Annotated in this window: 13 protein-coding genes and 1 pseudogene; 3 read left to right on the top strand and 11 right to left on the bottom strand. The window is 67.8% G+C overall.

All coding sequences use genetic code 11. The annotated features are described in order from the left end of the window. The first annotated feature begins 52 nt into the window (after positions 1-52). The 3 genes from BN118_RS13300 to BN118_RS13290 are packed head-to-tail and all read left to right on the top strand — an operon-like array spanning position 53 to position 1763. Positions 53-808 (top strand): SDR family oxidoreductase, encoded by a 756-nt coding sequence (locus BN118_RS13300; RefSeq protein WP_003813694.1) that lies wholly within the window; start codon positions 53-55, stop codon positions 806-808. A gap of 49 nt (positions 809-857) precedes the next feature. Then, positions 858-1337 carry a carboxymuconolactone decarboxylase family protein gene (locus tag BN118_RS13295; RefSeq protein ID WP_010926932.1) on the top strand — a complete coding sequence of 160 codons (480 nt, stop codon included), beginning with the start codon at positions 858-860 and terminating at the stop codon, positions 1335-1337. Between the two features lie 24 nt (positions 1338-1361). Further along, positions 1362-1763, top strand: a complete 402-nt coding sequence (locus tag BN118_RS13290; RefSeq protein ID WP_010930904.1) for a cupin domain-containing protein — start codon at positions 1362-1364, stop codon at positions 1761-1763. On the opposite strand, the gene BN118_RS13285 is transcribed toward BN118_RS13290, so the two are convergent. The 11 genes and pseudogenes from BN118_RS13285 to prpF form a co-directional block, all read right to left on the bottom strand. Next, positions 1741-2493 carry a TadE/TadG family type IV pilus assembly protein gene (locus BN118_RS13285; RefSeq protein ID WP_010930903.1) on the bottom strand — a complete coding sequence of 251 codons (753 nt, stop codon included), beginning with the start codon at positions 2491-2493 and terminating at the stop codon, positions 1741-1743. The genes BN118_RS13290 and BN118_RS13285 overlap by 23 nt on opposite strands. 76 nt (positions 2494-2569) lie before the next feature. Continuing rightward, positions 2570-3484 carry an Hsp33 family molecular chaperone HslO gene (hslO, locus tag BN118_RS13280; protein WP_010930902.1) on the bottom strand — a complete coding sequence of 305 codons (915 nt, stop codon included), beginning with the start codon at positions 3482-3484 and terminating at the stop codon, positions 2570-2572. A gap of 49 nt (positions 3485-3533) precedes the next feature. Next, positions 3534-4055 carry a gamma carbonic anhydrase family protein gene (locus BN118_RS13275; protein WP_003813683.1) on the bottom strand — a complete coding sequence of 174 codons (522 nt, stop codon included), beginning with the start codon at positions 4053-4055 and terminating at the stop codon, positions 3534-3536. 11 nt (positions 4056-4066) lie between these two features. After that, positions 4067-5731 (bottom strand): acyl-CoA synthetase, encoded by a 1665-nt coding sequence (locus BN118_RS13270; RefSeq protein ID WP_003813682.1) that lies wholly within the window; start codon positions 5729-5731, stop codon positions 4067-4069. Between the two features lie 137 nt (positions 5732-5868). Further along, positions 5869-6741, bottom strand: coding sequence for a UDP-2,3-diacylglucosamine diphosphatase (locus BN118_RS13265; RefSeq protein ID WP_003813679.1), 873 nt, complete (start codon positions 6739-6741; stop codon positions 5869-5871). 91 nt (positions 6742-6832) lie between these two features. After that, a pseudogene (locus BN118_RS13260) lies at positions 6833-7336 on the bottom strand (RDD family protein); the annotation flags it as partial. A 132-nt stretch (positions 7337-7468) separates the two neighbouring features. Beyond that, positions 7469-7651, bottom strand: a complete 183-nt coding sequence (locus BN118_RS13255) for a hypothetical protein (RefSeq protein ID WP_003813674.1) — start codon at positions 7649-7651, stop codon at positions 7469-7471. Between the two features lie 213 nt (positions 7652-7864). Continuing rightward, entirely contained in the window at positions 7865-9256 is a 1392-nt protein-coding gene (locus tag BN118_RS13250) for a THUMP domain-containing class I SAM-dependent RNA methyltransferase (RefSeq protein WP_010930899.1), read from the bottom strand. A 29-nt stretch (positions 9257-9285) separates the two neighbouring features. Continuing rightward, positions 9286-9708, bottom strand: a complete 423-nt coding sequence (locus BN118_RS13245; protein WP_010930898.1) for a CopD family protein — start codon at positions 9706-9708, stop codon at positions 9286-9288. Between the two features lie 69 nt (positions 9709-9777). After that, the gene (locus BN118_RS13240) at positions 9778-11235 is read right to left on the bottom strand and encodes a bifunctional 2-methylcitrate dehydratase/aconitate hydratase (protein ID WP_010930897.1); all 1458 of its coding nucleotides are present in this window, start codon (positions 11233-11235) and stop codon (positions 9778-9780) included. Between the two features lie 17 nt (positions 11236-11252). Next, the gene (gene prpF / locus BN118_RS13235) at positions 11253-12443 is read right to left on the bottom strand and encodes a 2-methylaconitate cis-trans isomerase PrpF (RefSeq protein ID WP_010930896.1); all 1191 of its coding nucleotides are present in this window, start codon (positions 12441-12443) and stop codon (positions 11253-11255) included. Position 12444 lies beyond the last annotated feature (1 nt).

Raw genomic sequence — 12444 nt, 5'->3', positions numbered from 1 at the left:
TGCATGCACAGGTCGCCGCAACGACGACGATCGAACCCCCAAGGAGCAGAGCATGAAGATAGTCGTTATTGGCGGCACCGGCCTGATCGGATCGAACGTGGTCAACCGGCTGCGCCGCGATGGACACGAGACAGTGGCGGCTTCGCCGGGCACCGGCGTCAACACGATCACCGGCGAGGGGCTGGCGCAGGCGCTGGATGGCGCGCAGGTGGTGGTCGACGTGGCCAACTCGCCTTCCTTCGAGGACCAGGCCGTCATGGCATTTTTCGAAACATCGGGCCGCACGCTGCTGGCTGCCGAGGCCGCCGCGGGCGTGACGCATCACCTGGCGCTGTCGGTGGTAGGCACCGACCGACTGGCCGACAGCGGGTACTTCCGCGCCAAGGTGGCCCAGGAGGCGCTCATCAAGGCGTCCAAGGTGCCTTACACCATTCTGCGCGCGACCCAGTTCTTCGAGTTCATCGAGAGCATCGTCAATGCGGGCGCCGATGGCGACACGGTGCGCCTGTCCCCCGCGTTGATCCAGCCCATCGCCGCCGACGATGTCAGCGCCGCGCTGGCCGACCTCGCCGTCGGCATGCCGCTCAACGGCACGGTGGAAGTGGCCGGGCCCGACCGCTTGCCGCTCGACGAGCTGGCTCGCAAGTTCCTCGCCGCGCGCGGCGACCGCCGGCAGGTCGTCGCCGACGTGCACGCACGCTACTTCGGCAGCGAACTGGACGACCGCTCGCTGGTGGCCGGCGATAACCCGCGCGTCGGCTCCACGCGCCTGATGAACTGGCTCAGTCGCTCCCCGGCGCCGCAATGACGCCGCTCTTGCGCCTGATCAGGCCAGACAACCAACCGGAGCATTCCTCATGACCCAACGCCTGGACTACCAACAGCAGTCTCCCGAATTGTTCAAGAAATTCGTCGCCTTCAGCCTGGCCTTGAAACAGTCCAGCATCGAGACGTCGATCCGCGACCTGGTCGACATCCGGGCTTCGCAGATCAACGGCTGCACCTTCTGCCTGGACATGCACGTCAAGGAGGCCACCATGCATGGCGAGCGGCCGCTGCGGCTGCACCACATCGCGGCGTGGCGCGAGTCCACGCTGTTCAGCCCCCGCGAACGCGCCGCCCTGGCCTGGACCGAAGTGTTGACGCGGATACCGGCCGAGGGCATATCGGATGAGATCCATGCGCAAGTGCGCGAGCAGCTGTCGGAGCAGGAACTCTCCGATCTCACGTTCCTGGTGATGTCGATCAATGCCTGGAACCGCGTCAATGTGGCTTTCCGGATCGAGCCCGGCAAATACGACCAGGCCTTCGGCGTGGACAAGTCCGGCCTGTCCTGAGCCCCGGCCCGCAAGGAGCGAATCATGTCCCGTTTTCCAATGCTCTGCCTGGCGCTATGCCTGGCCACCGGCACGGCGGCCGCCGGGGAGGGGCCGCCCCAACCCAGCGTGACGCCGCTGATGACGCAGCCGCTGCAGGACTATCCCGGCAAGGAGGTGGCGGTCATCGTGGTCGACTACCCGCCCGGCGGCGCCGATCCCGTGCATCGCCACAATGCGCACGGATTCGTCTATGTGCTGCAGGGCTCGATCGTGATGGGCGTGCGCGGCGGCCAGCCCGTCACCCTGGGTCCGGGGCAGACCTTCCACGAGGGACCGGACGATGTGCACACCATAGGACGCAATGCCAGCGCCGCCGAGCCGGCCCGGTTCCTGGTTTTTCTATTGAAGAATCGCGGCGAGGCTATCCTGACGCCGCAGCGGTGAGGCCGTCGCAGTCCCGCGCGTCGCCATAGGAGACATCGGGCCGGGCCGGCCAGAGCGCCGGATCGGATTGCATGTCCATTTCCAGTTCGAGCCGTATCGGCAGCAGGCCCTGCCGCCAGGCGGGCCGCGCGCAAGCCTGGGCCAGCGCAGCGGACGCCCTGAGCAGGGCGCCCAGCCAGGGTGAAAGCGGCGCCAGGCGGTAGACCAGCCGCAGCCGCAGCGTGTTGGCCTGGAAAATGTCCAGCCCCGAGCGCGGCCCGGCTCCGCCCGGCCAGCCCTGGGCCAGGCGCTGCGCGTGTTGTTCGGCCTGGTAGTCGTTGCGGATGCGGGGCGGGCGGCGCAGGCCCCGGTTGGCGACGCCATGGTTGGCGAACGCCGTCGGGCCGGGCTGCAGGATAGCGATGCGCCAGGCCGGCAGGCCGGTGCGCGCCTGCTGGCGGTTCCAGGCATGCTGCTGGCGGGTTGCGGCCTGGCCGGGCTGGCCTGCCGCATGGCGCGCTCTCATGGCGCGGGCAAAGGCCCGCGCGATGGCGCCGGGTTCGCCGTGCGAGGTGGCGCCGGCGCGTGCCGCCTCGATCAGCGCCAGATAGGCCAGGTGGCGCATCTGGTGCCAATACATGGTTTCGACGGTGGCGATGGACGCTGCCAGCAAGAGCATGCCGGCCAGCATGAATTCGAGGGCGGCTGTGCCTGCGTGGCGTGGGGGCGGGACGGCGGCGGCGTGTTCCATGGCCGCCCAGTGTGCCGGGCGCCGCCGCGCGCGTCGATTGTGGCTAGTACGCGGGCCGCGGCCGTCACGGGCGCCGTCAGTGCACCGTGGGCGGGTCCTGTTCCGGCATGGGGGAATTGGGCGCGAACAGGCCGGCGCAATCCACCTTGTCGAATTCGTAGGGCTTGCCGCAGAAGTCGCACGACACTTCGACCCGGCCCTGTTCGGCAAGAATCGATTCGACTTCGGCCTGGCCGAGCGAGCGCAGCATGCTCGATACCCGCTCGCGCGTGCAGGGGCAGAACCAGCGCACGGCGTGCGGCTCGAACGCCATCAGGGGCTCTTCCCAGTACAGTCGGTGGATGAGCGTGTCGGTGTCGGTCGCCAGCAGTTCGGCCGGCTGCAGCGTGGCGGCCAGGTGTGTGGCGCGGCTCCAGCTTTCGGCCGCGTCGCCCTGGGTGGTGCCGCCATGGTCGGGCAGGCGCTGGACCAGCAGGCCGGCGGCATGCTGCTCGTCGGCGGCAAGCCACAGCTGCGTGTCCAGTTGCTCGGACGCCTTCATGTAGTGGCCCAGCGCCTCGGCGACGGTTTCGCCTTCCAGCGGCACGATGCCCTGGTAAGCCTGCTGGCCGGGCACCTTGCGTTGCGGATCCAGCACCACCATGAAGCGGCCGTTGCCGTTGGCATTGAGCAGGCTTTGCATCGTCCCGTTATCGGGGATGGATTGCCCTTCGCGGACCTTGACGGTGGCGCGCAGGCTCAGGTCGGAGCGACACTCGACCACCAGCAGGGCCAGCGGGCCATCGCCCTGGATTTGCAGCACCAGCGAGCCGTCGAACTTGATGTTGGCGGCCAGCAGCGTCGAGGCGGCCACCAGCTCGCCCAGCAGGCGGGTGACGGCGGGCGGGTGCTGGTGGTTGACCTGGGCTTGCAGCCAGGTCTCATGCAGCCGAACCGCCTGGATGCGGACGGAGCGGTCTTCGAACAGGTATTTCTTGAGCAGATCGGTCATAGTGGAATCTTAGCCGATTGCCCAGGGGCGCCGGGGCGCCCGCGACCCGTCAGCCGATGCGTTTGAGCGCGGTCTTGTAGTGCTGGCCGCGCTCGACATAGTGGCGATTGTTGGCTTGCATCTCGGCGATTTCCTCGGCGCTGAGTTCGCGCACGATCTTGCCGATACCGATGACCAGCGAGTTGTCGGGAATGATGCGCCCTTCCGGGATGATGGCGCCGGCGCCGATCAGGCAGTTGCGGCCGATCACGGCGTTGTTCAGGACGATGGCCTGCATGCCCACCAGGGCGCCTTCATGGATGGTACAGCCGTGCAGCATGGCCTGGTGGCCGATGGTGACGTTGGGCCCCACGGTCATCGGGCAGCCGGCGTCCACGTGCAGCACGCTGGCTTCCTGGATGTTGGTGCCGCTGCGCACCAGGATGGGCGCATTGTCGCCGCGGATGGAGACTTGCGACCAGATGCTCACGCCGGCCTCCAGGGTGACGTTGCCGATGATATCGGCGCTGTCGGCCAGATAGGCGCTGGGGTCGATGGCGGGGATCAGGTCGTCGAGCTGGTAAATCGGCATTGCGAAGGTCTTCAGGAGTGAGCGCCGCTGGCGCGTTCGGCCTCGCGGCGGCGCAGTACGGCGCGCTGGATTTTTCCGGTAGTGGTCATGGGCAAGGCATCGACGTATTCGATTTCCTTGGGGTATTCGTAGGGAGCCAGGCGGTCGCGCACGTGCTCCTGCAGCACCTGGGTGATGCTGTCCGGGTCGCGGCCCTGGTACTCGGGCGTCAGCACCACATAGGCCTTGACCAGGGCGCCGCGTTCGGCGTCGGGCTTGGGCACGACCGCCGCATTGGCTACCGCGGGATGGCCCAGCAGGCAGTTCTCGATCTCGCCCGGGCCGATCCGGTAGCCGGCCGACTTGAACACATCGTCGGCCCGTCCGGCATACCAGAGGTAGCCGTCGGCGTCGATGCTGGCCAGGTCGCCGGTGCGGCACCAATCGTCCGTGAACTTCGCGGCGGTCGCAGCCTCGTTGCGCCAGTAGCCCAGGAACAGCACCGGATCGGGGAAGCCGTGGATATCGAACCGGTTGAGCGCCACTTCGCCCGTTTCGCCGGGCTTGACCGGCCGGCCCGCTTCGTCGATGACGGCGACCCGATGGCCCGGATAGGGCCGGCCCATGCTGCCGGGGCGCGCCGGCCAGCGCCGGTTGCTGTTGCCCACCACGTAGTTCAGCTCGGTCTGGCCGAACATCTCGTTGGGCGTGATGCCCAGCGCCTGCTCGCACCACTCGAACACGGTTTCGCCCACGCTTTCGCCGGCGCTCATGATGCTGCGCAGCGCCAGCTGGTAGCGGCCGCGCGGCTCGGGCACCGACTTCATCATCATCTTCAGCGCGGTCGGGAACAGGAAGGTATTGGTGACCTGGTAGCGCTCCATCAGCTCGAAGGCGCGTTCCGGCGTAAAGCGCCCGCGCGTGCCGACGATGGGGTGGCCGAAATACAGGGTCGGCAGCAGGGCGTCCATCATGCCCCCGGTCCAGGCCCAGTCCGCCGGCGACCAGAAGACGTCGCCGGGCCGGGGAAACCAGTCCTGGGACGCGACGAAGCCGGGCAGGTTGCCGATCAGCACGCTGTGCGGCAGCAGCGCGCCCTTGGGGGCGCCGGTGGTGCCGGACGTGTACATCAGGATGGCCGGGTCGGACGCGCGCGTGGCCACCATCTTGAATTCGTTCGGCTGGCGCGCCAGCAGGCTGCGCCAGGGCAGCACCCGCTCGTCGGCGAAGCCGATGCCGATGATCTGGTGCAGGTTGGGGCAGTTGTCGCTGATGGCCAGCAGGTTGGCGCTGGAGGCGTAGTCCACGATGGCCACCCGCGCGTCGGCGTCGCGCAGGCGCGATTCGAGCGCCTCCGGGCCGAACAGGGGCGACAGCGGCAGTACCACGGCGCCGACGCTGTAGATCGCCATGTGGGCGACGACGGTCTCCGGACGTTGTCCCAATACCACACCCACGCGGTCGCCGCGCTCCACGCCCATCTTCACCAGGCCATTGGCCAGCTGGTTGGCGGCTTCGGCCAGGCGCGCGTAGGTCCAGACCTCGCGGTTGCCCGCTTCGTCTTCGTAGTAGATGGCGATACGGCGTGCGTCCGGACTGCTGGCGGCCCAGCGGTGGCAGCAGGCGTCCGCGATATTGAACTGGGTCGGAACCAGCCAGCGGAAGGTTTGGTACAGCGCCTCGTATTGGTCGTTCATGGCCCTATGGTCTGAGCTCGGTGGCAACGATGGAATGGGTGGCGTTGCGAGGAGCCGGTTGCCCCAACTGCAAGCATGACTGAGAGGGCCGTGAACTGCAACATCCCCGTATCCCTAACGGGGACGTATAAGGGTTATTACGGGTGGCGGCCCTGGCGGCGCAAGGCCGAGGGCAGGGCGGGCAGGCTCAGCGAGCGCCGCGGCCGGGCCGCCGCGGGGTCGTTGCCGCGTTCGGCCATGCAGGCGGCCCAGTCCAGCAGCTGCAGCTGGCCCTCGTGGGTTTCGCCCAGCGCCGACAGGCTTTCCACCCAGTCGCCGTCGTTGCAGTAGAGGATTCCGTCCACCTGGCGCAACGCCGGCTGGTGGATATGGCCGCATACCACCCCGTCCAGCCCGCGCCGGCGCGCTTCGCCGGCCAGCGCTTCCTCGAAATCGGTGATGAAGGCCACCGCGTTCTTCACCTTGTGCTTGAGGTATTGCGACAGCGACCAGTAGTGCAGGCCCAGCCGGTGGCGCAGCCGGTTGAAGTGGTGGTTCAGCCACAGCGCGGTCTGGTAGAGCGAGTCGCCCAGGTGGGCCAGCCATTTGCTGTGCTGGATGACGCCGTCGAACTGGTCGCCGTGCAGCACCAGCAGCTTGACGCCCTGGGCCGTGACGTGGACGTCCTCGTCCAGGATCTCGATATCGCCGAAAGCGAAGCCCGCGAACTCCCGCGCGAATTCGTCGTGGTTGCCGGGGACGAACACCACCCGGGTGCCGTTGCGCGCCTTGCGCAGGATGCGCTGGACCACGTCATTGTGGGCGCGCGGCCAGTGCCAGTGCTTGCGCAGCTGCCAGCCGTCCACGATGTCGCCCACCAGGTACAGCGTGTCCGAATCGTTATGGTCGAGGAAATCGAGCAGGAATTCGGCCTTGCATCCGGCCGTTCCCAGGTGAATGTCGGAAATCCACAGCGTGCGCCAATGCGTGGGATGGATCTCGGTCACGGTCGCTTCCATTCGGGCTGTCATTGCCCAAGGATGAAACCATCCCGCGATTACGCCTCCGTGAAGGAACCGTGACGGCGTTGTGACGCTTATGTCCCCGCGACGGCGCGGGCGGCGCCCGGGGGGCATTGCGCAACCGGGTGCCCAGCAGCCGATCGTGCAGGAACTGGCCGTCCGGATCGACCCAGCTCCACGCGAAAATGGCGAATGGCGCCAGCACGATGAACATATCGACCGAGCGCCAGCCGGTCAGCGACGAGGCCAGCCAGACCAGCGCGGCGGCGCCCAGGGGCAGCGGCCATGCCAGCACGTAGCGCAGGACCAGCCGCGGCGTGGAGGGCGGCTGGCCGTCGCGGTCGACCAGGCGGATGTTCCAGGTCTTCATGGGCAGGGTCTGGCCGCGGCGGCGCCAGCACAGCACGAAGTACAGGCCGATCACCAGGAACAGCCAGACCTGGCGCCCGTCGCGCAGCATCAGGCCGTGCTTGCTCTGGGTCAGGGTATCGAACAGGTAGCTGGCGATGAAGACGACGCCAAACAGCAACACGCCTTCGTACATCATGCAGGCGAAGCGCCGCAGGCGGCTGGGGGTCGACTGGAGGTCATGGGTGGCATTCATGGGCCGGTATTATCCAGCAAGCCAGGATCCCGGCCAAAAAAAACCCGCTGGTTTAGAGCGGGTCTTAAAAGGGGCTTTGCAGCCCCCAAGGGGAAAACTAAAAATCTTTGCTGTCTTGCGCTCGGGGCCTGCTCAGGCGGCCGAGTGGGCGGCCTTCGAGCCGCTCTTGCCGGCGACCGACTTGATGCCGTCGGCCAGCTTGCGCAGCCCGGCAGCCAGCGCGCGCATCGGGCGCGGGCGGAACTGGTCTTCCATGGCTTGCAGCATCAGTTGGCGTTCGAGTTCGTCGGTCAGGCGGAAGGTATTCGGGTTCATCGCGGTAGGCTCCAAGGCCAGTGCATGTGTTCGCGCTACTAGGGTTAACCCCGATTATAGGGTTAACCCTGAACGCATGCAAGCCCGTGGTGCAAAATGCGCGATGCCTGTGGTGATAATGCCCCAATTCGGCGCCGCAGGGGCCCCAGCCATGACGATAGTGGGGCATTGTTGCGGCGCTTTTACAACGCCGCGTGGCGCGCGGGCCGGCGCTTATGCCGGCTTGCGGTAGCTGGCGGGCACCAGCTCGAAGCCGAACAGGCGGCAGTCCAGCGCGCCGTTGTGCAGCGGCACGCGGCGCAGCGGCTTGAGGCGCAGGCGCTGCGGCAGCGTCATGTCGCTGGAGATCACGTGCACCTGCCAGCCGGCGAACTGGCGTTTCAGGCACGCCGCCCAGTCGCGCCACATTTCGGAGTCGTCCTCGGTTTCCATGCGCTCGCCATAGGGCGGATTGGTGACGATCCAGCCGTGGTCGGCCGGCGCCGCCAGGTGGCGCGCGTCGCCCACTTCGAAACGGATGGTATCGGCGGTCAGCCAGGCGCGTTCGGCGTTGGCCTGCGCGTATTGGATGGCGCGCGGATCGAGGTCGTAGCCGAACAGCGGGGTCTCGAGCTGGGTCTGGATGCGCGTGCGGGCGTCGGCCTTCAGGTCCTGCCAGCGGCGCGCGTCGTGATTGCGCAGCCGCTCGAAGCCGAACGGGCGCGAAATGCCGGGCGGCACGCCCAGGGCGATCCAGGCCGCTTCGATGAGGATGGTGCCGCTGCCGCAGAACGGGTCCAGCAAGGGTTCGGCCGGATCCCAGCCGGCCAGCGCCAGCATGCCGGCGGCCAGGTTTTCGCGCAGCGGGGCCTCGCCCTTGTCCAGGCGCCAGCCGCGCTTGAACAGGGACTCGCCCGAGGTGTCCAGGTACAGCGTGGCCGTGGTGCCGGACAGGAACAGGTGTACGCGGGCGTCGGGCCTTACGGTGTCGATGTCGGGCCGCGCGCCTTCGACTTCGCGCAGCCGGTCGCAAATGCCGTCCTTGGCGCGCAGGTTGCAGTACTGCAGGCTCTTGACCGGGCTCTTGATGGCCGAGGTATCGACGCGCAGGGTCTCGTCCGGACCGAACCAGCGTTCCCAGGGCACGCTGCGCGCCAGGTCGAGGATATCGTCCTCGTGGCCGATGTCGGCCTGCGCGACCTGGACCAGGATGCGGGTCGCCAGCCGCGAGTACAGGTTGGCGCGCTGCACGCCGGCCCAGTCGGTGCTGAAGGCGCAGCCGGCGCGGCCTGCACGGGCATCCTCGAAGCCCAGCGCCTGCATTTCGGCGGCCAGGGCTTCCTCGATGCCCTGGGGGCAGGGGGCGTATACGGGGAAGATTTCGGCTTCCCGCGGAGCGCGCGGGCGGCGGCGCGGGGCGTCATCCTGGTGCGCGGCATCCTGGCGCGGCGCTTTCCGGCGCGGCGCGTGCTGCTGCTCCTTGGCGCGCTCCATCTGCGCCACCAGGCGCGCGCGGGCGCCGATGCGCTTGCGCCTGGGCGCCTCGTCGTCGGCCGAGGGGGCGGCTGGCGCGGTTTTCTTGATCGTCAGCGTCTTGCGCGGACGCGCTTTATCATCGGTGGGCATACAGGTTCAGGCCATCGCTGGCGCGGAAATCAAAAGGGTTTGACGACAACCAGCGTGACCACGATCAACAGCAGCACAACGGGGATTTCGTTGAACCAGCGATAGAACTTGTGCGTGCGGGCATTGCGGCCCTGCTCGAACTTGCGCAGCATGACGCCGCAGGCATGGTGGTAGCCGATGATCAGCAGCACGAACAGCAGCTTGGCATGCATCCAGGCATTGCCCGGGCCGGTGCCGATCCGGTAGCCCACGTACAGCCAGAGACCCAGCACGATGGCGGGGATGGCCAGCAGCGTCGTGAAGCGGTAGAGGCGGCGCGCCATGCCGAGCAGACAGGATTGGATCGCCGGATCGGATTGTTGCGCCAGGTTGACGTAGATGCGCGGCAGGTAGAACAGGCCGGCGAACCAGGCGGCAATGAACACGATGTGGAAAGTCTTGACCCAGAGCATGGAGAGCGCGTCCCTTGCGTGAAACGTCACATTGTATTGCAGGCCCATGGCGACGGGCTGGGCGCCCGCTCAGATCACGTAAAGATCCACGTACTCGTTGACGGGCATGGCTTCCAGTTTTTCCTGGTCCAGCGAGGCGGCCAGGATGCGCTCCTGCTGGCGGGCGGGGAAGGCGCGCGCCAGGTTGGTGCGGAATTTCGCTTCCAGCAGCGGGATGCCGTCGGCGCGGCGGCGGCGGTGGCCGATCGGGTACTCGCAGACGATTTCGTCCAGGCGGGACCCATCGTTGAATTCGACCGTCAGCGCGTTGGCGATCGACCGCTTGGTCGGGTCGTGGTAATCCGTCGTGAAGGCCGGGTCCTCCACGCACACGATGCGGGCGCGCAGCGCGTCGATGCGCGGATCGCGGGCGATGTCGTCCTCGTAGTCCGCGGCGGTCAGGCGGCCGTACAGGATGGGCACGGCCACCATGTACTGGATGCAGTGGTCACGGTCGGCGGGGTTGTTCAGCGGGCCCTGCTTGTCGATGATGCGGATGCACGCCTCGTGGGTGCGGATCGTGATGCGCCGGATATCGTCGGCCGACTTGCCGCGCGCCTTGAGCAGCGCATGGATCTCCATGGCGCATTCCACCGCCGTCTGCGCGTGGAATTCGGCCGGGAAGGAGATCTTGAACAGGACGTTCTCCATCACGTAGCTGCCGTAGGGGCGCTGGAACCTGAACGGCTGGCCCTTGAAGAGCACGTCGTAGAAACCCCAGGTCGGCGCCGTGAGCGCCGATGGGTAGCCCATTTCGCCGGTCCGGGCGATGAGCGCCAGGCGCACGGCGCGGCTGGTGGCGTCGCCCGCGGCCCAGCTCTTGCGGCTGCCGGTGTTGGGCGCGTGGCGGTAGGTGCGCAGGCTCTGCCCGTCGACCCAGGCCAGCGACACGGCGTTGAGGATTTCCTCGCGCGACAGGCCCAGCAGGTGCGCCACCACGGCCGTCGAGGCAACCTTGACCAGCACCACGTGATCCAGCCCGACCTTGTTGAACGAGTTTTCCAGCGCGATGCAGCCCTGGATCTCGTGCGCCTTGATCATCGCGGTCAGCACGTCGCGCATGGCCAGCGGCGGCCTGCCGTTGGCCACGGCGCTGCGCGACAGCCAGTCGGCGGTGGCCAGTATGCCGCCCAGGTTGTCGGACGGGTGGCCCCATTCGGCGGCCAGCCAGGTGTCGTTGAAATCCAGCCAGCGGATCATGGCGCCGATATTGAAGGCGGCCTGGACCGGGTCGAGCTGGAACTGGGTGCCTGGGACTTTCGCGCCATGCGGCACGACCGTGCCCGGCACGACAGGCCCCAGCAATTTCCGGCAGGCCGGGTACTCCAGGGCTTCCATGCCGCAGCCCAGCGTGTCGATCAGGCAGTTGCGCGCGGTTTCGTAGGCCAGCTTGCCCTGGACCTCGTAGTCCAGCACATAGTCGACGATATCGGCCAGCGCCGAATCCCAGGCGGGGCGCTGGTTGAAGGGGATGGTAGCGTGGCTCATCCTCCTCCTCCCTGTTGTCAGAGCGTTTCGGCGGGTACGCGGATATGGCCTTCCATCAGTACGCGGGCGCTGCGGCTCATGACGGCCTTGGTGACCTTCCACTGGCCGTCCTCCAGGCGAGCCTGGGCGCCTACCCGCAGCGTACCCGAAGGGTGGCCGAAACGCACGGATTCGCGCTCGCCGCCGCCGGCGGCAAGGTTGACCAGCGTGCCGGGCACGGCGGCCGCCGTGCCGATCGCGACCGCGGCGGTGCCCATCATCGCGTGGTGCAGCTTGCCCATGGACAGCGCGCGCACGCGCAGGTCGATGTCGCCGGCCCCGACCTGCTTGCCGCTGGAGGCCGTATACGCGGCCGGCGGCGCCACGAAGGCGACCTTGGGCGTGTGCTGGCGCTTGGCCGCTTCCGCGACATCGGCGATCAGGCCCATGCGCAGTGCGCCATGGGCGCGCAGCGTCTCGAACATGGCCAGGGCCTTGGCGTCGCCGTTGATATCGTCCTGCAATTCGCTGCCGGTATAGCCGACGGCCTGCGCGTCGACGAAGATCGTCGGGATGCCGGCGTTGATCAGCGTCGCCTGCAGCGTGCCGATGCCCGGTACCTCGAGGGTGTCCACCACGTTGCCGGTGGGAAACATCGCCCCGCCTTCGCCTTCGCCTTCGTCGGCCGGATCGAGGAACTCCAGTTGCACCTCCGCGGCCGGGAAGGTGACGCCGTCGAGCTCGAAGTCGCCGCTTTCCTGCACCTGGCCGTCGACGATGGGAATATGGCCCAGGATGGTCTTGCCGATGTTGGCCTGCCAGATCCGCACCACGGCGGTGCCATTGCGCGGGACGCGGTCCGGATCGACCAGTCCGCTTTCGATGGCGAAGGCGCCCACCGCGGCGCTCAGGTTGCCGCAGTTGCCGCTCCAGTCGACGAAGGCGCTGTCGATGGAGACCTGGCCGAACAGGTAGTCGACGTCGTGGCCGGGGCGCTGGCTGCGGTCCAGGATGACCGTCTTGCTGGTGCTGGAGGTGGCGCAGCCCATGCCGTCGATCTGCTTGCCGTACGGGTCGGGGCTGCCGATCACCCGCAGCAGCAGCGCGTCGCGCGCCGGTCCCGGCACCTGGGCCGCGGGCGGCAGGTCCTGCAGGCGGAAGAACACGCCCTTGCTGGTGCCCCCGCGCATGTAGGTGGCGCGGACCTTGAGTTGGGGAAGGAAAGCCATG

The sequence above is a fragment of the Bordetella pertussis 18323 genome, from assembly GCF_000306945.1.
In the GTDB taxonomy this organism is placed as follows: Bacteria; Pseudomonadota; Gammaproteobacteria; order Burkholderiales; family Burkholderiaceae_B; genus Bordetella; species Bordetella pertussis.
Note: the sequence above shows the minus strand (reverse complement) of the source record. Positions and strands in the feature narration are given on the sequence as shown.